General features: G+C 72.8%; 12 protein-coding genes and 1 rRNA gene. 6 read left to right on the forward strand and 7 right to left on the reverse strand.

Features of this window, described 5'->3' with window-relative positions; genetic code table 11:
- The 4 genes from ACIQPR_RS13370 to ACIQPR_RS13385 all read right to left on the reverse strand — a co-directional run bounded on the left by ACIQPR_RS13370 (window position 1) and on the right by ACIQPR_RS13385 (window position 4,956).
- Entirely contained in the window at window positions 1-1,320 is a 1,320-nt protein-coding gene (locus ACIQPR_RS13370; RefSeq protein WP_403646398.1) for a PrsW family intramembrane metalloprotease, read from the reverse strand.
- Between the two features lie 49 nt (window positions 1,321-1,369).
- Window positions 1,370-2,173, reverse strand: coding sequence for a tRNA (guanosine(46)-N7)-methyltransferase TrmB (gene trmB / locus ACIQPR_RS13375; protein ID WP_403646401.1), 804 nt, complete (start codon window positions 2,171-2,173; stop codon window positions 1,370-1,372).
- A 12-nt stretch (window positions 2,174-2,185) separates the two neighbouring features.
- A complete protein-coding gene (gene lhgO / locus ACIQPR_RS13380) occupies window positions 2,186-3,445 on the reverse strand; it encodes an L-2-hydroxyglutarate oxidase (protein ID WP_403646404.1) in 1,260 nt (419 codons plus the stop codon).
- Between the two features lie 86 nt (window positions 3,446-3,531).
- Window positions 3,532-4,956: an MFS transporter gene (locus ACIQPR_RS13385; protein ID WP_403646407.1), complete on the reverse strand. Its 1,425-nt coding sequence runs from the start codon at window positions 4,954-4,956 to the stop codon at window positions 3,532-3,534.
- 671 nt (window positions 4,957-5,627) lie between these two features.
- Here ACIQPR_RS13385 and ACIQPR_RS13390 point away from each other — a divergent pair.
- On the forward strand, window positions 5,628-7,721 hold the full coding sequence (locus ACIQPR_RS13390; RefSeq protein WP_403646410.1) for an asparagine synthase-related protein: 2,094 nt from the start codon (window positions 5,628-5,630) through the stop codon (window positions 7,719-7,721).
- Window positions 7,722-8,113: 392 nt separating this feature from the next.
- Window positions 8,114-11,392: a BTAD domain-containing putative transcriptional regulator gene (locus tag ACIQPR_RS13395; protein WP_403646413.1), complete on the forward strand. Its 3,279-nt coding sequence runs from the start codon at window positions 8,114-8,116 to the stop codon at window positions 11,390-11,392.
- Here the strand turns inward: ACIQPR_RS13395 and ACIQPR_RS13400 are convergent.
- Together ACIQPR_RS13400 and ACIQPR_RS13405 are read right to left on the reverse strand one after the other, a co-directional pair.
- The gene (locus ACIQPR_RS13400; protein ID WP_403646416.1) at window positions 11,379-13,337 is read right to left on the reverse strand and encodes a sigma-70 family RNA polymerase sigma factor; all 1,959 of its coding nucleotides are present in this window, start codon (window positions 13,335-13,337) and stop codon (window positions 11,379-11,381) included. The genes ACIQPR_RS13395 and ACIQPR_RS13400 overlap by 14 nt on opposite strands.
- Before the next feature lie 313 nt (window positions 13,338-13,650).
- Complete coding sequence (locus tag ACIQPR_RS13405) at window positions 13,651-14,424, reverse strand: TetR/AcrR family transcriptional regulator (protein WP_403646417.1); 774 nt, start codon at window positions 14,422-14,424, stop codon at window positions 13,651-13,653.
- A gap of 377 nt (window positions 14,425-14,801) precedes the next feature.
- Between ACIQPR_RS13405 and ACIQPR_RS13410 the strand changes: the two genes are divergently transcribed.
- Together ACIQPR_RS13410 and ACIQPR_RS13415 are read left to right on the forward strand one after the other, a co-directional pair.
- Complete coding sequence (locus tag ACIQPR_RS13410; protein ID WP_403646420.1) at window positions 14,802-16,169, forward strand: NAD(P)/FAD-dependent oxidoreductase; 1,368 nt, start codon at window positions 14,802-14,804, stop codon at window positions 16,167-16,169.
- Window positions 16,170-16,402: 233 nt separating this feature from the next.
- Window positions 16,403-18,070: a SpoIIE family protein phosphatase gene (locus ACIQPR_RS13415; protein WP_403646422.1), complete on the forward strand. Its 1,668-nt coding sequence runs from the start codon at window positions 16,403-16,405 to the stop codon at window positions 18,068-18,070.
- A gap of 1 nt (window position 18,071) precedes the next feature.
- Here the strand turns inward: ACIQPR_RS13415 and ACIQPR_RS13420 are convergent, their stop codons facing one another.
- A complete protein-coding gene (locus ACIQPR_RS13420; RefSeq protein ID WP_403646425.1) occupies window positions 18,072-19,331 on the reverse strand; it encodes an MFS transporter in 1,260 nt (419 codons plus the stop codon).
- 122 nt (window positions 19,332-19,453) lie between these two features.
- On the opposite strand from ACIQPR_RS13420, the gene ACIQPR_RS13425 reads away from it, so the two are divergent.
- Window positions 19,454-20,002 carry a MarR family winged helix-turn-helix transcriptional regulator gene (locus ACIQPR_RS13425; protein ID WP_403646427.1) on the forward strand — a complete coding sequence of 183 codons (549 nt, stop codon included), beginning with the start codon at window positions 19,454-19,456 and terminating at the stop codon, window positions 20,000-20,002.
- A gap of 684 nt (window positions 20,003-20,686) precedes the next feature.
- Window positions 20,687-20,961 (forward strand): 16S ribosomal RNA (locus ACIQPR_RS13430); the annotation flags it as partial.

Below are 20,961 nucleotides of genomic sequence, written 5' to 3' on the forward strand. Positions count from 1 at the left end.
TCAGCTCCGGTAGGGGTTGTACGCGGACTGCGGCGCCGCCGCGGTCCCGTACACCCCGTACACCGGCCACGGCGGCACCACCACCGGCACCGGCGGCGCGACCGCCCGCGCCGCGTACTCCAGCGCGGGCCGCGCCACCTCCCGCCCCTGCCACAGCTCGTGCAGCAACTCCCTTTCCCGTACGGCGAAGTCGGCGCGGGCGCGGCCCCGCGCCGCCCGGTGCCGCAGGAACGCCAGGGAGGTCGCGCGGGCCTGGTAGCGGGCCACCGAGCGGGCGCCGGGGCGGCCGAGATGCCGGCCGGCGTACTCGCGGGCCAGCCGGCGGCCCCGCATCGAGCCGAGCACGAACGGTTCGCCCGGGGTCAGCCAGCCCGCGAGCACATATACCGGCAACTCCTCGCGCACCGCGCGCAGTTCACGCTGCCGGGTCCAGACCGCCAGCCAGGTCAGCAGACCGAACGCGGGCACCATGAACAGGCCGTAGACCTCGAAGAAGCCGTACTGGCCGAAGGTCGAGGAGCCGTTCCAGACCGCGTGCATGCCCATCGCGAGCAGTAGTCCGGTCAGCGCGGCTAGGACGCGCCGGACGTGCCGCCGGTCGGGGAAGCGGGCGGCGAGGCCGAAGCCGATGCCGGTCAGGACGGTGAACAGGGGGTGCGCGAACGGGGACATGACGATCCGCACGAAGAAGGTCGCCGCCGTCACGGAGGTGAAGCCGCGGTCGCCGGTGAGCTGGTCGGTGCCGAAGGCGGTGCCGAGGTAGAGGATGTTCTCGGTGAACGCGAAGCCGGTGGCGGTGACCCCGGCTATCACCATCCCGTCGACGATCCCGGTGAAGTCCCGTCTGCGGAACAGGAAGACGAGCAGCACGGCCGCCGCCTTCGCCGACTCCTCCACGATCGGCGCTATCACCGTCGCGCCCAGGGTGTCCGCGCTGGTCGGGTCGGCGGTCGCGGTCGCTATCCAGCGCGTGGCGAAGCTGTTGGCGACGATCGCTATCAGCGCGGCGGCGCAGGCGCCCCAGGCGAAGGAGAAGAGGAGGTTCCGCCAGGGCCCGGGGTCGACCCGGTCCAGCCAGCGGAACGCGGCGATCAGCAGCGGCACCGGCGGCACGGCGAGCCCGAGACCCACCAAGAACCCTTCCGTGCCGGTCTGTTGGCGTACCAGCGCGAGGATGACGAGCCCGGAGAGCGCCAGCAGGGCGATCAGCGCGCCGTAGCGGACCCCGGTCCGGTGCCACCAGCGCCCGCGCGGCACGTGCCCGGGCACACCACCGGCCGGGTGGCCGGGGTGCGGGGGGTACGGCGAGTACGTGGCCACGGCATCGACCCTAACGAGGTAAGGGCACGGCCCGCGAGGGAGCCTGGCGTCAGTGCTGGTCGTCGTGGGGTACGCGACGGAACAGCAGATCGTTCACGACATGACCCTTGTCCAGTCCCTGCCCCTCGAAACGGGTCAGCGGCCGGAAGTCCGGACGAGGCGCGAAATCGCCGTCGGGTTGGCTGTTCTCGAAGTCCGGGTGCGCGCCCAGCACTTCGAGCATCTGCTCCGCGTACGGCTCCCAGTCCGTGGCGCAGTGCACGGTCGCCCCGGGCCTGAGCCGGGTCGCGGCCAGCGTCAGGAACTCCTCCTGGATCAGCCGCCGTTTGTGATGGCGCTTCTTCGGCCAGGGGTCGGGGAAGTAGACCCGCAGCCCGTCGAGCGAGTCCGGGGCGAGCATCTCGCGCAGCAGGATGATCGCGTCCCCGTTGGCGACCCGGACGTTGGCGAGCCCGTGGTGGTCGGCGAGGCCCAGCAGATTGCCCTGGCCCGGGGTGTGCACATCGGCGGCCAGGATGTTCGTCGCCGGGTCGGCGGCGGCCATCTGCGCGGTCGCCTCGCCCATCCCGAAGCCGATCTCCAGCACGACGGGGTTGTCGTTGCCGAACAGCTCCCCGAAGTCGATGACCCGCTGCCCGTCGATGTCCAGCCCCCACTTGGGCCACAGCCGCTCCAGCGCCTCCGCCTGTGCGGTCGTCACCCGGCTCCGGCGCGGCTGGAAGCTCCGGATGCGGCGCTCGTAGTGGGAGCCCGCGGGGTCGGGCCTGGGGCCGTCGGGGAAACGCGGTTCGTCCCTGCGGGTGCGCTGCGCGGGCCGGGCGGGGGCGTCGGGGGTGTTGGGGGAGTCAGACACAATGGGTCGATTTTACGGGGCACCGGGAGCCGTCGGCCGCACCGGGAGCCGGACGCCCTCCGCCCGCTCCAGCACGGCCAGCGCCCGCCGGGCCACCTCCCGGCCGATCGGCAGGGACGCGGTCGCCGCCGGGCTCGGGGCGTTGAGGACGTGGACCGCGCGCGGGCCCTCCTTGATCAGGAAGTCGTCCACGAGGGTGCCGTCCCGCAGCACGGCCTGCGCCCGCACCCCGGCCGCCGAAGGCACCAGGTCCTCCGGTGCCACGGCCGGCAGCAGCCGCTGCACGGCGCTGGTGAACGCGCCCTTGGACACCGACCGCCGCAGCTCCCCCGCCCCGTACCGCCAGTGCTGCCGCGCCATCCGCCACACCCCGGGCCAGGCCGCCGTGGCCGCGATCTCACGGGGGCGCACGACACCCCAGCCGTAGCCCTCGCGGGCCAGCGCGGGCACCGCGTTCGGTCCCACGTGCACGCTGCCGTCGATGCCCCGGGTGAGGTGCACCCCGAGGAACGGGAACGCCGGGTCCGGCACCGGGTACACCAGGCCGCGCACCAGCTCGGGCCGCGTCAGCGTGTAGTACTCGCCGCGGAACGGCACGATCCGCATCCCGGGGTCGTCACCGGTCAGCCGGGCCACCTCGTCGCACTGGAGGCCCGCGCAGTTCACCAGCACACGGGCGCGGACCACGTCACCGCCGCCGGCACCGTCCGCCGTGCGCACGGCGACCCCGCGCTCCGGCCGCCGGTCGACATGGGCGACCCGCGCGCCGTAGCGGATCTCGGCGCCGGAGGCCTCGGCCAGGTGCCGGGCGACCGCGACGTAGTCACAGATCCCGGTCGTGGCGACCTCTATGGCGGCGAGCCCGCGCACCTCCGGCTCGTACTCGCCGATCTGGGAGCCGCCGAGCTCCCGCACCGGGATGCCGTTCTCCCGGCCGCGCTGCACGAGCGCGTGCAGGCGGGGCAGCTCGGCGCGCTCGGTGGCGACGATCAGCTTGCCGGTGACCGCGTGCGGAATGCCGTACTCCGCACAGAACTTGACCATCTCGGCGGCGCCGCCCACCGCGTACCGCGCCTTGAGCGAGCCGGGCCGGTAGTAGATCCCGCTGTGGATCACCCCGCTGTTCCGGCCCGTCTGATGCCGGGCGGGGCCCGCCTCCTTCTCCAGGACGGTCACCCGTGTCCCCGGCGCGGCCCGGCCGATCGCATACGCGACCGACAGCCCGACGATCCCACCCCCGACCACGAGCACATCACAGTCGTACCCGACCACCGCGCACCACCTCCCGCATCCGATAGTGCACTGCACCACTGACAGTCACTTCAAACGCGGGAAATCTCCGGGATGCGCGGTGCCGCTCAGGCCGGGGCCATCAACAGCGGCCGGGCGCGCTCCCGCAGCTCCACCACCCGCGGCTCGTCCCCGTACGGCTCCAGCCGGTGCAGGAGGTCCTTCACGTACTCCGTGGTCCGCGCCGACGAGATGCGCCCGGCGACCTCCACCGCCCGCACCCCCTGCTCGCAGGCCGCGTCGAGGTTCCCCGACTCCAGCTCGGCGACCGCGGAGACCACCAGCCGCAGCCCGTGCGACCGCACGAACTCCTCGGTCGGCTTCGACAACGCCTGCTCCGTGAACCTCCGCACCTGCCGGGGCGCCTTCAGGTCCCGGTAGCACTCCGCCGCGTCCGCCGCGAACCGGTCGTAGCCGTAGAACCCCAGCCAGGACGGATCGTTGTCGCCCTCCCGGGACCGCTCAAGCCAGCCCTCGGCGGCCTTCAGCGCCGCCCCGGCGGCCTGCGCGTCCCCCGCGCGCGCGTGGGACCGCGCCTCGACGAGCCGGAAGAAGCTCATCGTGCGGGCGGTCGCGAGCCCCCGGTTGCGTTCGAGCGCGGCCTGCGCGAGGTCGACGCCCTCGTCGCCGAAGCCCCGGTAGGTCGCCTGCAACGACATCGAGGCCAGCACATAGCCCCCCAGCGGTACGTCCGCCGCCGCGCGGGCGAGCCGCAGCGCCTGGATGTAGTACCGCTGCGCCGCCTCCTGCTGCCCGGTGTCGAAGGCCATCCACCCGGCGAGGCGGGTGAGTTCGGCGCTCGCGCCGAAGAGCGCTCTGCCGACCTCGTCGGAGTACGAGCCCAGCAGCAGCGGTGCCGCCTCGACCCGCAGGCACTCCGGCACCATCGACGAACGCCAGTCGCCGCCCCCGTACTTGGAGTCCCAGCGCCTGGCGTCCTCCGCGGCCTCCCGCAGCTTCTGCACATCGCTGTGGCCGACTTTGAGCGGTGCGCTCGCGCCCTCCGCGGAGTTGGCCTCGCGCGCCACCGAACTGTCGGCCGGGGTTATCAGCCAGCGTGAGGCGGGCGTTGCGTATGCGCTGACTGCGAACGAGCCGGCGAGGGACTGCCAGATACCGCCGGAGCCGGCCCGGCGGCCGGCGAGGTCCAGGCGGTACAACTCCGTTGCGGAACGCACGGCCTGACCGACGTCCCTGGGGAATGCGAGGCCCACTTCCGGCGCGGGATCCGCGTCCGCCAGGCCGATCTCGTGGAGCGGCACCGGGCGGCCGAGCTTCTGGCCGATGGCCGCCGCGATGAGGTGCGGGGCGGCGCCCTGGGGCACCATTCCCTTCGACACCCAGCGCGCCACCGACGTCTTGTCGTAGCGAAGTGTCAACCCGCGTTGAGCGCCAAGATCGTTGACGCGACGCGCGAGTCCTGCGTTGCTGATTCCCGCGAGGGCGAGAACGGTGCCGAGTTTTTCGTTCGGCCCGCGTTGCTCCCTGGACATGCGCCACCCCTCGACACAGACGGCTGCCGCGCTGGCATAACCATGCGGCATTCGTAAACCCAGCGTAGTTCGCCGCATCCCAAGCGTTAAGGGGCATTGTTCCGGATGGCGGGATTGTGGTCCGTACGCGAGTGCGGGGTTTGCACGGAGGGTTGCGACGTGCCCCCGCCGTGTGGCCGTGCGCCTGTGCGTGCGCTCTTCTCCGGCCATCGCGGGAGCGCTTCGATGGATCGTGCGTGGGTCGGCCCGCTGTACTGGATCCAGTGGGCTGGGGGACACCGCCGCCTACATCCCCGCGGGCGGCGGACCGGTCCGGGAGGCGTACTCCGCCTCCCGGACTGTGCGCGGTGCGAAGCGGTGCGCACGGCATGTACGGAGCGTGCGCGAGCCTGTGCTCGAAACGTCGATTTGGCCGAAAATCGCCCCCGCCTCTCGGCGTCGAATACCGCTCCTACCACGGGAGTTGAGGGCGCGTTAGGGGTTTTGGGGGAGCGTATCGGGGGCGCATTCACGTCGCGGACATAGGGTCGCCCTTGTCCGGTTGTCCCTCGTCCAGGGCGTCTTCGCGCGATCTCAAGCGGCTTCCCAAGCCCTCCGGAAGGCGTCCTTCATGGCAGCATGGTGCCCAGTTCGTGCGGTGCACTGGTTGTCCACAGCCTGTGGAGGCGTCGATGCGGTGGTTGGTGGGATGGAGCAGTACCGCCGCTGGAGCCGCCGCGATCGGTTCCGCGGGGGCGACCGGACTCGACGGTGAGACCGTGCATCCGGTGGGGTCGCAACTCCTGTGGGGAGACCCGGATCCGCTGTGGGCGGTCGGCGACTGGCGGCCCGACGAGGTCCGGGTCGTGAAGGTCGACGCGGAGACCCGCATCGCCGTCCTCGGCACCTGCGGCGCCACCGACGAGGAACTGCGGCTGAGCCTGTTCTCCGCGCGCGGAGGGGCACTTCGGCATCTGACGGCCTGGTCGGGGAGTTACACCGCGGTCGTCAAGATCGGCCGCCGCACCATGGTCTGCGGCGATCTCGCGGGCGCCAAGCCGGTGTTCTACACCCCCTGGGCCGGCGGCACGGCGTACTCGACCGCCGCGCTCCCCCTCGCCGACCTCATCGAGGCCAACCTCGACTTCGGGCACCTCGCGGCCCTGCTCGCGGCCCCCGACGTGCCCGCCGCACTGCACGACTCCACTCCGTACGACGGCGTACGGCGCATTCCGCCGGGGCATGCGCTGATCCTGCGCGCCGGGGCGCGTGAGATCGCCGGGTACGAGCCGGTCGCCTCCCTCGCCGTCGCCGCCGCGCCCGTCGACCCCGGCAGCGCGGTCGACGCCGTACGGGACGCACTGGTCGACGCGGTGCGCGCGCGCCTGTCCGCGCCCCGGCACGTTCCCGACATCGACCCCGGGCCGGTACCCGGCATGGGCCCCACCGAACGACGTGCCGCGCGCGGGATGCCCGTCCCCGGCATCGGCTCCGACCTCTCGGGCGGGCCCGCCTCCGGAACCCTCGCGCTGCTCGCCGCCGGCCTCCCGGGGGCGCCGGGCACGGTCCTCGGGCACGGCACGGGCGCCGGCGAACGGCTCCTGGCCGTCACGTTCAACGATCTCGCCGTGCGCGGACGCGAGTCGGAGGTGGAGCGCGCGGGCACCCTCGCCGCCAACCCCCGGCTCCACCACGTCGTCGTGACCGGCGGCGAGGACGTCCTCCCCTACGCCGAACTCGACGGCCCCCTCACCGACGAACCCGGCCCCTCCCTGATCACGGCCGCCCGCCACCGCGCCCGGCTCGCCGCGGGCAGCGCCGACCACTTCACCGGGTACGGCGCCCGCCAGGTCCTGGACGCGCACCCGGCCCGCCTCGCCGACCTCCTCATGGACCGCAAGCGGCGCCATCTGGTGCGCCCGGTGGCCGCGTTGGCGAAGGCGGACGGTTCGGTGATGGTCCCCGCGCGCGTGTACGGCGCGGCCCGCCGCCTGGCCCGCACGCCCTACGGCGCCGGGCTCGAAGTCCTCGCCGACCGGCTGATGAACCAGCGCTTCGACGAGCCCGGCGGTGCCGTCGGCGCCTCCCTCGCCGCGCTCACCTGGGCCAGACCGGGGCCCGCGGCCCGCTGGCTGACCGGTGAGGCCCTGGCTGAAGTATCGGTTCGCCTACAGGGGGCGCCGAGCCGCCAAGGGGTCGGCCCGGGACAGCGCCCCGGCGACTTCCGCGCGCGGGCCGCCCTCGCCCGCCACGCCTCCGACCTCCGCGTCCTGGAACAGGCCGCGGAGATCCGCTCCCAGCGCCTGCACACGCCGTTCCTCGACAACCAGGTGGTCCGCGCCTGCCGCTCCCTTCCCGAAGCCCTCCGCGTCCAGCCCGGCGCCCGCGCGGCCATCCTCCGTACGGTCCTGGAGGGCGCCGGCGTGGGCGAACTCCCGCCCGGCTGGGGCGCCCCCTCCCACGCGTCGGCCGCGGCCGCGTCCCGCACGGGCCTCCGGGTCGCCGCGGACTCCCTGATGGCCCTCTTCGACACGCCCCTGCTGGCCCAGGCCGGCCTGGTCGAGGCCCGAGTCGTCCGCAAGGCCCTCCGCGCGGCGGCCCAGGGCGAACCCCTCCCCCTGGACGGCCTCGCGGACCTCGTCTCCCTGGAACTGTGGCTAGGCCGCCTGCTGGCCCGCCGAGGCACCTGCTGGACAGGCACCCCGGCCCGCGCCCGAGCGGTACCGGCGGGGATCAGACCACAACGGGGGGCGTTGGCTTCGGGCGGGGGCGCGGGGGTGGCTTGAGAGGCTCCTTAGGGGGAGTTGCCTGAGGCGCTCTCCAGTGGGCGCGGCCTCTGAGCGGTCGGCCAGGGAGAGTCGGTCGAGCACCGGGCCCGGGGGCGTGGCGCGAGTGGCCCACCGATGGGCGTTGGCCGAGCGGCTCGCCGACGGGCGTGATCTGAGGATCCGGCCAGAGAGTCTGGCGCGGGCGCCCGGCCAGTGGGTGTGGCCTGAGCGTCCTGCCAGGAGGCGTCGCCCGAGCCATCCACCAGTAGGACGTGCCTACCTGCATGTCTACCTGCCGCCCCTCCCCGCCCCGAAGACTCAACGCACCGCACCCCCACAAACCACCCCCCACCCCGAGCCCCCTCACAAACGCCGTGACCTCGGGCCTCGTGCGCGGGGACAATGGCCCGGTGCGGTACGGAATCCTGGGGAGTACCCGGGCGGAGGACGAGCGGGGCGCCGTCGTGGCGCTCGGTGGGGCGCGGCTGCGTGCGCTGCTCGCCGTGCTCGCCCTGCACGCGGGGCGGATCGTCCCCTTCGGGACCCTGATCGACGAGGTGTGGGGCGACGAACCTCCCCTGGACGCCCCGGCCGCCCTCCAGGCCCTCGTCGGGCGGCTGCGCCGTACCGTCGGCAAGGACGCGATCGTCTCCGACCCGGGCGGCTACCGGCTCGCCGCGACCCGGGACGACGTGGACCTGTACGTCTTCGAACGGCTGGTGCGCCAGGGCACGGCCGCCCTGGACCGGGGCGAGGCGACCGCCGCGGCCCGCGACTTCGGCGAGGCGCTCGCCCTGTGGCGCGGGCCCGCCCTCGCCGACCTCCCCGACCGGTCCGCCGCCGCCCGCCCGGACGCGCTGCGCCAGGAGGCCACCCGCGCGCGGGTCGAGGCCGACCTGCTGCTGGGCCGCGCCGCCGACGCCGTACCGGAGCTGAAGGAACTGACCGCGGCCCACCCGTACGACGAACCGCTGCACGCCCTCCTCATCCGCGCCCTGCGCGGCGCGGGCCGGGGCGCCGACGCGCTCGCCGCCTACGAGAGCGTCCGGCGCGCGCTCGCCGACGGCCTCGGCACCGACCCGGGGCCGGAACTGCGAGCCCTGTACGGCGAGTTGCTCACAGCAGCGGCGCCAGCGCCAGCGCCGGCACCGGGTTCGGGTTCGGCCCGGTCGGTCCATCCCGCCCGGCAGTCCGAACGTGACGGCAACCTGCGTCCGCGGCTTACCTCGTTCGTGGGCCGGGAACCCGAGATCGCCGCCATCCGTTCCGAAGTGCACAGGGCCCGCCTCGTCACGCTCACCGGACCGGGCGGCTCCGGAAAGACCCGTCTCGCCGAGGAAGCCGCCGCCGGGCTCCCGCAGGCGTGGCTGGTCGAGCTCGCCCGGCTCGACCGGCCGGAGGCGGTGCCGGGCGCGGTGGTCAGTGCCCTCGGTCTGCGCGAGACCGTACTGATGACCACCGAGCTGGCGGTCCCGCAGGACGACCCCGTCGCCCTGCTGATCGAGTACTGCGCGGCGCGCAGCCGACTCCTGATCCTTGACAACTGCGAACATGTCATCGGCGCGGCGGCCGACCTCGCCGAGACCCTCCTGACCCGCTGCCCGGGGCTCACGATCCTCGCCACCAGCCGTGAACCCCTGGGCGTCCCCGGCGAGTCGGTGCGCCCGGTCGAACCCCTCGTCCCCGACCAGGCACACCGCCTCTTCGCGGAGCGCGCCGCCGCCGTCCACCCGGACGCGCGGTCCGTGCTCCAGGACACCGAAGCGGTCACGGAGATCTGCCGCCGCCTCGACGGCCTGCCCCTGGCCATCGAACTCGCCGCCGCCCGGCTGCGGTTGCTCACCCCCCGCCAGATCGCCGACCGCCTGGACGACCGCTTCCGCCTCCTCACCTCCGGGAGCCGCACGGTGCTGCCCCGCCAGCAGACCCTGCGGGCCGTCGTCGACTGGTCCTGGGACCTGCTCGACGAGCGCGAGCGGACCCTGCTGCGCGAGGTCTCCGTGTTCGCCGGCGGCTGGGACCTCGCGGCGGCGGAGACCGTGTGCACCGGCCCCGCGGCGGACCTGATCGGCGCCCTCGTCGACAAGTCCCTGATCCTGGCCACCCCGGGGGAGGCACCGGGCGGCATGCGCTACCGCATGCTGGAGACCATCCACGAGTACGCCGTCGAGCGCGCCGCCGAGACCCCGGACCTGCGCACGGCTGCCGAGCACCGCCACCGGGCCTGGGTGCGCGCCCTCGTCGAGGAGGCCGAGCCGCTGCTCCGCTCCGGGGAGCAACTGCCGTGGATCGCCCGCCTGGAGACCGAGCTCGACAACTTCCGCGCGGCCCTCGACCGCGCCGTCACCGCGGGCGACGAGGCGGAGGCGGGCGCGCTGGCCCTCGCCGTCGGCTGGTTCTGGTGGCTGCGCAACTACCGCCGTGAGGGCGTCGACTGGACCGAGCGCGTCCTCGCCCTCAGCACCCCGGGGGACACGGCGGGCCCCTTCGACGCCTACCTCGCCGCCCCGGACGCGGAGACCGGCCACCCCCTGCGCACCCAGCGCATGAACCTCCGGATGCTGCACCTCTTCCTCGGCGCCGAGTCCGGAGCCCTGGACCACCTGCCGAACGGACTGCGGGACGAGCGGCTGCGCCGGTACGTCTCCCTGGTGCAGGCCCACTTCACGGGCGGCGGCCCGGACGCGGCCCGTATGCCGGGGCTCGCCTGGCCGTTCACCGCCTACTTCCTGCGCGACACGATGGACATCCGGGACGTCATGGACGTGGCGGTCGCCAACGCCCGCGCGTACGGCGGGGACTGGGAGATCGCCGTCATCCTGATGTTCCGCACCCACATGGTCGTCGACTCCCCGGGCGGCATGGCGGGCGTCGACGACGACCTGGCCGAACTGCGCGTGCTCTGCCGTCGCGTCGGCGACCGCTGGGTGCGGGCCCAGGTCTCCAGCGCGGTCGGCGAGGCCGCCATGAGCCGCGGCCGGTTCGAGGAGGCCAAGGGGGCGTACGAGGAGGCGCTCGCGCTCGCCTACGAGGTCGGCGCCCACACCGAGACACCGTTCCTCATCGCCCGGCTCGCCGAACTGGCCTTCCGCGCGGGCGACCGCGAGAGCGCCGTCGCGGGCCTGGAGGAGGCGACCGAGGCCTCCGACCGGCACGGGGTCGCGGACGCCCACGCGTTCATCCAGCTGCTGCGCGCGCACATCGCCCTGGAGGACGGGGACGCGGCGCACGCCCGCGCGCTGTGCGACCGGGCCCACGAGGAGAGCGAACGCGGCACACCGCCACCGCAGTTCCGGGCGGCGCTGGGCGCGGTCGCGGCCCTGGTCACGGCCGCCGAGTCGGGCCCCGCGCGCGGGCTGGTGGCGATGACCGCCGCCCTGCGCGAGGCGGTGCGGATGCGCTGCGCCGAGGTGGTCACCGCGGCCCTGGTCGACTACACGGCGACACTCCTCGCCGCACTCGGTGAACTCCCCGGCGCGGTGCGGATGTTCGCGGTGGCCGACCGGTTGCGCGGTGGTCATCCGCGCCCCATGCCGGAGCGCGCGCGGACCGAGCGCGTCGAGGAGAGGGCCCGCACCGCACTGGGCGCGGACCGCTACGCCGCCGAGCGCGCCCGGGGCGAGTCCCTCACCGTGGACGAGGCGCTGGCCGAACTGCCGTCCCCGCAGCCGGGTCCTACTGGCAGGTGAACTTCGACTCGGCCCAGTCCGCGAGGGCCAGGTCGTCGAAGGGGCTGTGCGGCTCGACCACCAGCCGTACGGTCCTGCGCCCGGCGATGTCCACATGGACCGGCACGGCCGGGTCCCCGCCGCCGATCTCCCCGGAGCTCCACAGCCGGACCCCGTCGGCGTACACCGCGAAGGAGACCCTGCCGAGCCCGAGCATCATGTCGTCGACGCCGACCCTCGCGTCGTAGGAGACGCACTGGCGGTTGAGGTCGATCGTCACGGAGGAGCGGCCGTGCACGGTGATGCCGTGGGGGTAGCGCGTGCCGTCGATCGCGACGCCGTAGCGCTGCCACACCCAGCTGCTGTCGCCGAGCCGGATCTCCGGGGCGGTGCCGTCGCCGGTGACGTTGTAGGCGAGCTCGCTCACCTGGAAGACGGTCGGGGCCGGCGGGGGCGTCGGGGTCGGTGTCGGGGTGGGCGTGGGAGTGGGCCGGGGGGTCGGGGTCGGTGTCGGGGTGGCACTGGGGGTGGGCGTCGGGGTCGGCCTGGGTGCGGGCCTGGGGGTGGGGCTCGGGGTGGGGGTCGGTGCGGGGGCCAACACCGCCGGTACCTGGGCGGGTTGCTTCTTCGGGGCCGGTGTCGGGGTCGGCGGCTCGGGCTTGACGACGGGGGAGGAGGACGGGGCGGGCTTGGCCTCGGGCGGCTTCGCCGGACCGCTGTGGTTGGCCAGCGCGAACGCCACCGCCGCCACCACGCCCACCGCGACCACACCGGCCGCGATGCCCGCCTTCACCGGCGCCCCGAGCCCCTCGGAGGCCGCCGCGCCACCGGCACCGGCCCCGCCCGAGGAACTGCCGCCGGCCGCCGCGGACGCGCCGGCAGCGCCCGCGCCGCCGGACGAACTCCCGCTCGCCGCCGCGGCGGCGCCCGCCGCACCGGCCGCGCCCGCTCCCGCGCCGCCCGCGATGAGCGCGACCGCCTTGGCGTACCCGGCGGCGCCGAACCAGCCGATGACCGCGACCGGGACGACCGCCGGGATCCCGCTGGCGACCTCCTCGATCTGCAACGCGGCCAGCCGGCACTTGGCGCACTCCTCCAGGTGCTTGCGCAGCCCCCGCTCGGCCCGCGTGCGCAGCCGGCGGCGGGCGTAGGTGCCGAGCTGGTCGGCGTAGCGCGCGCACTCCTCGTCGTCGGTGAGGGTGGCGCTGACATGGGCCTGGAGGTAGGCCTGCTTGAGGCCCTCGCGGGCCCGGCTGGCCAGCACGCGCGTGCCGTTGGCGTCGAGCCCGAAGAGCGTGGCGACCTCGCTCGGCGACTCGTCCTCGACCTCGGTGTGCCACAGCACGGCCTGCCACCGCTCGGGCAGCGACCGGAACGCCCGCATGGCCATCGACTGCTCGGCCTCGTGCATGGCCCGTACGTCGGCGCCCAGGTCCAGTGTGTCGTCGTCCGACACCTCCGAGACCCGCGCGGACTGCGCGGCGAACACCGCGAAGTCGTCGACGAGCTGCTCCCGCTTGGCGGACTTCGTCCAGTTCGCGGCGACCCGCCGGACGGAGGTCAGCAGATAGGCGCGTACGGCGTGCTCGGGCCCGGAGCCGCCGCGCACCGCCTGGAGCATGCGGGCGAAGACCTCGGCGGTGAGGTCGTCGGCGGTGTGCGCGTCCCGGCAGCAGGTGCGGGCGTACCGGCGCACGGCGTCCGCGTGGCGCCGGTACAGCTCCTCGTACGCCGTGTCGTCACCGGCGCGCATCCGCTCGATCAGCGAGGCGTCGGCCGCCGGCCGCTCGTACGGCGGCGGCAGGACGCTGCCCTCGCGCTGGGCCGGGACGGTGTCCTCACCGGGGACCCCGCCCGCCTGGGGGACCCCGCCGGGCCCGCCCTGGCTCGGCACCTGTGGTGAGGTCAGCCCACCGGCCTCCGGGTCACCGTCACCCCGTGACTCGTCCCGCCCGTCAACGCTCATCGCGGAAAGCCCCCGCCGCCTGCCCAACCAGTCCCGAACACCGGCTCAGCGTAGCCATATTGGCTTTTGTTCAGGACCCCGTCGTACGGACCATCCACTCGTCCGTGGGGACTTCCCGCAACGCAGTACTAGCGTTCACCCCTCCGGGGAAGGCTCAACTGTCGTCCCCGGAAAGGGAGTTGGCGCCGGTGACTGAAATGCCCGGAATGATCCCGGGCATCACTCGGGGCGCGGGCCGCACCGTGCCCACGCACCACAGTCACCTATTCGAGTCACCCGCGAACGGACCGCTCGACCTCGTCACCGCCCCGCTTCACAGAGGCCGCGACCGCAGCCCCTCCAGCAGGATGTCCAGCAACCGCGCGGACGCCGCCGCCTGCTGCGCCGCGTCCGGCAGCGAGGGCGCCGCCGTCGCGATCACCAGCAGTACGTCCGACACCGACACGTCCGGCCGCAGCTGACCCGCCGCCCGCGCCCGGTCCACGAGCTGCCCCACGACCTCCAGCAGCGCCGCCGCCCCGGCGTCGTCGACCACCGAGCCCAGGGACCCGGCCGACTCGTCCGGAACCAGCCGCAGTTCACCCGCGCCCGGCTGCGTCCGCTGCTGCGGCACCCGCGCCTCGTCGAACAGGGAGCCCTCGGGGCCCTCGTCGGCGACGCCCACGCGCAGCACCTGCGGCGGCAGCAGCCGCCCGGCACCCGAGGCCACCGACGTCCGCAGGAAGCGCGAGAGCGCCGACCACGGCTCGTCCTCCTGGCCGAGCGCCGAACGCGCCTGGTCGGTCAGCCGGGAGGTCTCCTCCTCGGCTATCCGGCGCACCAGGACGTCCTTGCTCGGGAAGCGCCGGTACACCGTGCCGACACCGACCCGCGCGCGCCGCGCCACGTCCTCCATCGGCGCGCCGTAGCCCAGTTCGCCGAAGACCTCACGTGCCGCCCGCAGCACGTGCTCCAGATTGCGCTGTGCGTCCACCCGCAACGGCGTGGTGCGCGAGCTGTCCCCGCGTCCGTTTCCCGCCGCCGCTCCGACCGCGCCGCCGGATGCGACGGCAGACGCGGATGTCCAATGAGAGTCCTGAATATGCATACACGTTCCCCCGGTTAATGACGTCTCCCCCCGGAGACTCCCCGCCATTGGCAGCCGGAGCATCGTGAGACAAGCCCGGTTCACGAACCACGCGCCTCGCGGGCTCGTTGAGCGCATCCCCCTTCACCCCGTCGACACACGAACATAGTTGAGAGGGGGTCAATTCAGAAGGGGCAGGTTCCGCACGGAGCGCCCCCCGATCGGAGTACGGGTCGCATACATCCCGATTGCCCCCACGGGCAGTACCCCCGTCACCCCCGCTGACCTGCGTACCTGCCGCGTAATCCGGCAATTCCGGCGCTCGCGTACGACCTCCCTCGCCGGTCACACAATTTGTCGAGCCTGTGGACAAACTCCAGCGCCGGGTGCGTCATGGGATGGTGAAGGAACGCGCGCGCATTCTCGTTGTCGGTGGCGGCTACGTCGGGATGTACACAGCCCTGCGCCTTCAGAAGAAGTTGAAACGTGAAATCAAGCGCGGGCAGGTGGAGATCACCGTCGTCTCTCCCGACCCTTACATGACGTATCAGCCTTTTCTCCCCGAGGCCGCCGCCGGTTCGATCTCCCCCCGCCATGTCGTCGTCCCGCTGCGCCGCGTCCTGGACCGCTGCCGGGTCGTCATCGGCGAGGCCACCGCCATCGACCACGCCAAGCGCACCGCGACCCTCAGCACCCTCGCCACCGAGGAGGAGGGCACCGGCACCGAAGAGCTGTCGTACGACGAACTCGTCCTGGCGCCCGGCTCCGTCTCGCGCACCCTCCCGATCCCCGGTCTCGCCGAGCACGGCATCGGCTTCAAGACCGTCGAGGAGGCCATCGGCCTGCGCAACCACGTCATCGAACAACTCGACATCGCCTCCTCCACCCGCGACCCCGCGGTCCGCGACGCGGCCCTGACCTTCGTCTTCGTAGGAGGCGGTTACGCCGGCGTCGAGGCGCTCGGCGAACTGGAGGACATGGCCCGCTACGCCGTGCGCTACTACCACAACGTCCAGGCCGACGACCTGAAGTGGATCCTCGTGGAGGCCTCGAACCGCATCCTCCCCGAGGTCGGCGCGGAGATGGGCACCTACACCGTCACCCAGCTGCGCAGACGCAACATCCAGGTCCTCCTGGACACCCGCCTCGCCTCCTGCGCCGACCGTGTCGCCATACTCGACGACGGCCAGCGCTTCCCCACCCGCACCCTCGTGTGGACGGCCGGCGTCAAACCCCACCCGGTCCTCGCCGCCACCGACCTCCCGCTCACCACGCACGGCCGCCTCAAATGCACCCCCGAACTGACGATCGAGGGCGCCACGCACGCGTGGGCCGCGGGCGACGCGGCGGCCGTCCCGGACGTTACCGCCGACGCGCCCGGCACGGAGACCGCCCCCAACGCCCAGCACGCGGTCCGCCAGGCCAAGGTCCTCGGCGACAACATCGCGCACTCCCTGCGCGGCGAGCCCCTCCAGACGTACGCCCACAAATACGTCGGCTCGGTCGCCTCCCTGGGACTGCACAAAGGTGTCGCGCAGGTCTACGGACGGAAGCTGAAGGGCTACCCTGCCTGGTTCATGCACCGCGTCTACCACCTCAGCAGGGTCCCCACCTTCAACCGCAAGGCCCGCGTACTCGCCGAATGGACCCTGGCGGGGCTCTTCAAACGGGAGATCGTCTCCCTGGGTTCACTCGAACACCCGCGGGCCGAGTTCGAACTCGCGGCCGGTGGCAGGCCCCCGCACGACCCGAAGGGGTCGAACTGACCGGACCGAGGAACTCCACCGGCGGCCGGGGCGTCTGACGAATATCGGCCCGGTCCGCCACACTGCCAGACTGGTCCCCGACGTTCGGACGGGCCCGCGCCCGCCCGTCCCACCCAAGAGGCTCTCCCCACTGTGCTGCATCCCCCGGCGACCGATGTGCGGCCCCGCCGCGCGGCCCCGGACCCCGGCCGGGTCCGGAACCGGCCGACGACACCTACACGAGGCAAGGATTCGTGAACTTCACGCGCTGGAGCGCCCGGCTCCCCGGAACGCAGCGCCGCGCCGCAGCGCGGACCGACCACCAGGTCACCCCGGACCGCCGGGGCGAGGGCTCCGTGCCCGCGGCCCGCGCCGAGCAGCTCACCGACGAGCCGCCGCCCGTCCCCGCCGTGGACGACCTGCCCGTCCGTGAGGTCCTCGACCGCGTCCCGGCCCTCGTCGCCCTGGTCCACGGCCCCGACCAGCGCATCGCCTACGTCAACGACGCCTATACGACGGCCTTCGGCGACCGCCCCCTGGGCGCACCGGCCCGCGAGGCGCTCCCCGAGCTCGACGAACTCGGCCTGCTCCCGCTCCTCGACCAGGTCCTGCGCAGCGGCAAGCCCCGCACCCTCAAGTCCCGCAAGGCGCCCGGCGGCCGGTCCTACACGTTCACCTGCACCCCGGTCGCCAAGAGCGCCGACGGCGGCGAGGGCGGTGTGCTGATCTTCGCCACCGACGTCACCGACCACGCCGAGGCCGCCGAGCGCCTGCGCACCAGCGAGCGCCGCCAGCGCGAAACCGCCGTCACCCTCCAGCGCTCCCTGCTCCCCCAGGGACTCGAAGAGCCCGACGACCTCCGCATCGCCGCCACCTACCAGCCCGGCGGCACCGAGGCCGCGGTCGGCGGCGACTGGTACGACGTGATCACCCTCGGCGGCGGCCGGACCGCAATCGTCATCGGCGACGTCATGGGCCGGGGGGTGCGCGCGGCGGCCGTCATGGGCCAACTCCGCACCGCCGTCCGGGCGTACGCCCGCCTCGACCTGCCCCCGCACGAGATCCTCCAGCTGCTGGACGGCCTCGCCACGGAGATCGACGCCAACCAGATCGCCACCTGCGTGTACGCCATCTTCGACCCGAACGAGGGCCGCCTGGTGTACGCCTCCGCGGGCCACCTCCCGATCCTCGTCCGCGACGAGACGGGCACGGTCCAGCGCGCCGACGAACCCACCGGCCCCCCGCTCGGCACCGGCGGCTGGATCCACTCCTCGGGCTCGATCCCGCTCGGCCCCGGCTCCACCGCGGTCCTCTACACGGACGGCCTGGTGGAGCGCCGGGACGAGGACCTGGACGAGGGAATCGCCTCCCTGGAGCGCGCGTTGGCCGGCGCCACCGGCACTCCCCAGGTCGTCTGCGACCGCCTGGTCCGCTCCCTCGGTGTCACCGCCGACCACGACGACGACGTAGCCGTCCTGGTCGTCCAGCACCCGACCCGCGCCGGCCACGACGGCGACCTCTTCCGCAACGCGGCCCTGGAGCTCCTCGGCGGAGTGGAAGCGGCCCCACGCGCGCGTGCCTTCGCCTCCGGAGTCCTCACCAGCTGGCGCTTCCCCGCCGAACTGCACGACCTGGGCGTCCTGGCCGCCAGCGAACTGGTCGCCAACAGCCTCCAGCACGGCACCCCGCCGATGCGCCTGCGCCTGCGCCGCACCGACCGCCGCCTCATCGTCGAGGTCACCGACGGCGACGACCACCTCCCGCGCCGCCGCCGCGCGGAACCGGCGGACGAGTCGGGCCGGGGCATCGCGATCGTCGCCACGATCGCCTCCAACTGGGGCTCCCGCCGCACCCCCGGCGGCGGCAAGGCCGTCTGGTGCGAGTTCGTCCTCCCCAAGACGGCCCAGACGGCCCCGGCATGACCTACACGTCCACGCCCACGGGCTCGGCGGCCCCCCGAGCCACGACCAGACTCCCCTTCGCCCGCCACGGCTGATCCTGTACGGCGGTCAGCTGCCGCCCCAGCCGCACGGCGAGCACGCTGATCCCCAGCGAGAACACCAGGAACATCACGACGTACGGCCCCGGCAGCGAGGCCCCGAGCGGCCCGCCCACCGCGGGCCCCACGGCCAGCGCGAGCTGCTTCACCAGGGCGAAGGCCGAGTTGTACTGCCCCGCCATCCCCTCCGGCGCCAGATCGGCGACCAGCGGCGCGACGGTCGGCGACAGCATCGCCTCACCGAGCCCGAACAGCGCGTACGTCGACACGAAGGCGGCCGTGGCCATCTCCTGACTGCCGTGCCCGAGCCCGGCGTACCCGGCCGTGACCCACGCCAGCGCCCAGATCAGCCCGACCCCGGCGATCACCCTGGACCGCCGCCGGCGCTCCACGAACTTCAGCACCGCGAACTGCGCGACCACGATCATCGCCGTGTTCGCGGCCAGCGCGGTCCCGAGCGCGGACGTGGAGATCCCGGCCGCCTCCACGCCGTACGCGCTCAGCCCGGACTCGAACTGCCCGTAGCAGGCGAAGAACATGACGAACCCGAGCACGCTCAACTGCACCATGGCCCGATTGCCGAGCAGCTGCTTCCACGCGCCCTTGGCCGACTGCGAGGGGGCGTCCCCGATGGCCGGCGAGTGCGGCATCCGCACGGTCGCCATCACCCCGGCGAGCACCAGGAACATCGCCGCCTCGATCCCGAACAGCAGCGTGAACGACGACGCGCTGGTCGTGTCGACCAGATGACCGCCGATCAGCCCACCGACACCGAGCCCGAGGTTCTGCAGGAAGAACTGCATGGCGAACGCCCGCGACCGCGTCTCCGCGGTCGAACACTCCACGATCATCGTGGCCAGCGCCGGCTGCATCACGGCCTGCCCGGCCCCCAGCCCGGCAGCCGACAGCAACACGGCCCCCGCACTCCCCGCCAGCCCCAGACTCAACGCTCCTACGGCGGCCAGGACCAGGGCGACGAGCAGAACCGGCCGCGGGCCGCGCCGGACGATGGCCCGCCCGGCGAACGGCAGCACGATCAGCGCGGCCACGGCGAAGACGGCGAGCACGAGGCCCGCCGTCATACCGCCAAGACCCCGCACCTGCGCCACATAGACGTACAGGTACGGGACCGTGAAGCCGAGCCCGAACGCGCTGAGTGCGTTGCCCACGTGGATCCGGCGCATCGCTGCACCCATCGCCCTGGTCACGTTCACCTCAATCAACTAGTTAGATCTGAAGACTTAGAAGCTAAAGAGTACATACTCAAGGACTTCAAGGCAAAGAAGGCGCGTGCCATACTGCGCGCATGGCCGACACCAGCGGCGTCCCGGAGCCGACGCTCGACGAACAGATCGCCGCCTACCAGCGCGAATTCCGGGACCTCGACCCCCAGGTCGAGAAGATCGTCTCGACCCTGGGCCGCCTCAACCGCCGCATGAACGTCGCCTACGGCCGCCAGACCGCGAACCTCGGCATCAGCGGCGCCGACTGGGAGGTCCTCAAGGCCCTCGTGCTGGCCGGCGAGCCCTACCGGATGGGCCCCGGCGACCTCGCCAAGCGGCTCGGGCTCACGCCGGCCGCGATGACCCACCGGATCGACCGCATGGTCGCCGAGGGCCTGGTCACCAGGGAGCGGGACGAGTCCAACCGGGTCCGCGTGATCGTCGAGCTGACCCCCGAGGGCCGCGGCAAGTGGCTGGAGGCGATGCGCATGGCGACGGTCTTCGAGGAGGACCTGCTCCAGGACCTCTCCCCGGTCGAACGCGCCGTCCTCGGCGAGGTCCTCACCCGGCTGCTCCGCAGGGTGGAGCACGCCCAGCCGGACGCGGGCGGGCGCCTGAGCGACCTGGACTGAGCGGTCTCCGACCCGCCCAGGAAAAGATCTTGACAGGGGTGGTTGACGCACCCCATGTGGACCGGTACAGTTCTTCGGGTTGCCGCCAAGCCGTAACGGTTCTCCGGCATCACCTCCGCCGCGAGAGCGGCAACCCAAACCATCCGCACGATCTCCCAACGGGATTGATTTCGGCGTGCCCGAATTCAATTCGATTTGGGCTCGGCTGTGTTCGATCAGGTCACTGGACCTCGATTGGAACTCCGCCGGGGGAATCGGCTAAGGTTTGAGACGTCGGAACGGCCCAACGGCCGGGAAGGCAGCCCCCGCTGACTGGGAGTCAGGCCCGAAAGGATCTGATAGAGTCGGACTCGCCGGAAAGGGAAACGCGGAAGCGGAAACCTGGAAAGCACCGAGGAAATCGGAGCCGGAAACGGTCTGATAGAGTCGGAGACGCAAGACCGAAGGGAAAAGCCCGGAGGAAAGCCCGAGAGGGTGAGTACGAAGGAAGCGTCCGTTCCTTGAGAACTCAACAGCGTGCCAAAAATCAACGCCAGATATGTTGATACCCCGTTCACTGCACCCCTGGTGGTGTGGTGGCGAGGTTCCTTTGAAAAAATACACAGCGAGGACGCTGTGAACGGTCGGGCTTATTCCGCTCGGCTGTTCCGCTCTCGTGATGTGTCACCCGATTACGGGTAAACATTCACGGAGAGTTTGATCCTGGCTCAGGACGAACGCTGGCGGCGTGCTTAACACATGCAAGTCGAACGATGAACCACTTCGGTGGGGATTAGTGGCGAACGGGTGAGTAACACGTGGGCAATCTGCCCTGCACTCTGGGACAAGCCCTGGAAACGGGGTCTAATACCGGATAACACTCCTGCACTCATGTGTGGGGGTTAAAAGCTCCGGCGGTGCAGGATGAGCCCGCGGCCTATCAGCTTGTTGGTGAGGTAATGGCTCACCAAGGCGACGAC

The organism is Streptomyces sp. NPDC091280 (assembly GCF_044768565.1).
Lineage (GTDB): Bacteria > Actinomycetota > Actinomycetes > Streptomycetales > Streptomycetaceae > Streptomyces.

What these genes read in the sequence shown, in the direction of transcription:
- ACIQPR_RS13385 (WP_403646407.1), bottom strand. Translation starts at nt 4,956, where the DNA reads ATGTCCAGGGAGCAACGCGGGCCGAACGAAAAACTCGGCACCGTTCTC.
- ACIQPR_RS13390 (WP_403646410.1), top strand. Translation starts at nt 5,628, where the DNA reads ATGCGGTGGTTGGTGGGATGGAGCAGTACCGCCGCTGGAGCCGCCGCG.
- ACIQPR_RS13400 (WP_403646416.1), bottom strand. Translation starts at nt 13,337, where the DNA reads ATGAGCGTTGACGGGCGGGACGAGTCACGGGGTGACGGTGACCCGGAG.
- ACIQPR_RS13405 (WP_403646417.1), bottom strand. Translation starts at nt 14,424, where the DNA reads ATGCATATTCAGGACTCTCATTGGACATCCGCGTCTGCCGTCGCATCC.
- ACIQPR_RS13410 (WP_403646420.1), top strand. Translation starts at nt 14,802, where the DNA reads ATGGTGAAGGAACGCGCGCGCATTCTCGTTGTCGGTGGCGGCTACGTC.
- ACIQPR_RS13420 (WP_403646425.1), bottom strand. Translation starts at nt 19,331, where the DNA reads ATGCGCCGGATCCACGTGGGCAACGCACTCAGCGCGTTCGGGCTCGGC.
- ACIQPR_RS13425 (WP_403646427.1), top strand. Translation starts at nt 19,454, where the DNA reads ATGGCCGACACCAGCGGCGTCCCGGAGCCGACGCTCGACGAACAGATC.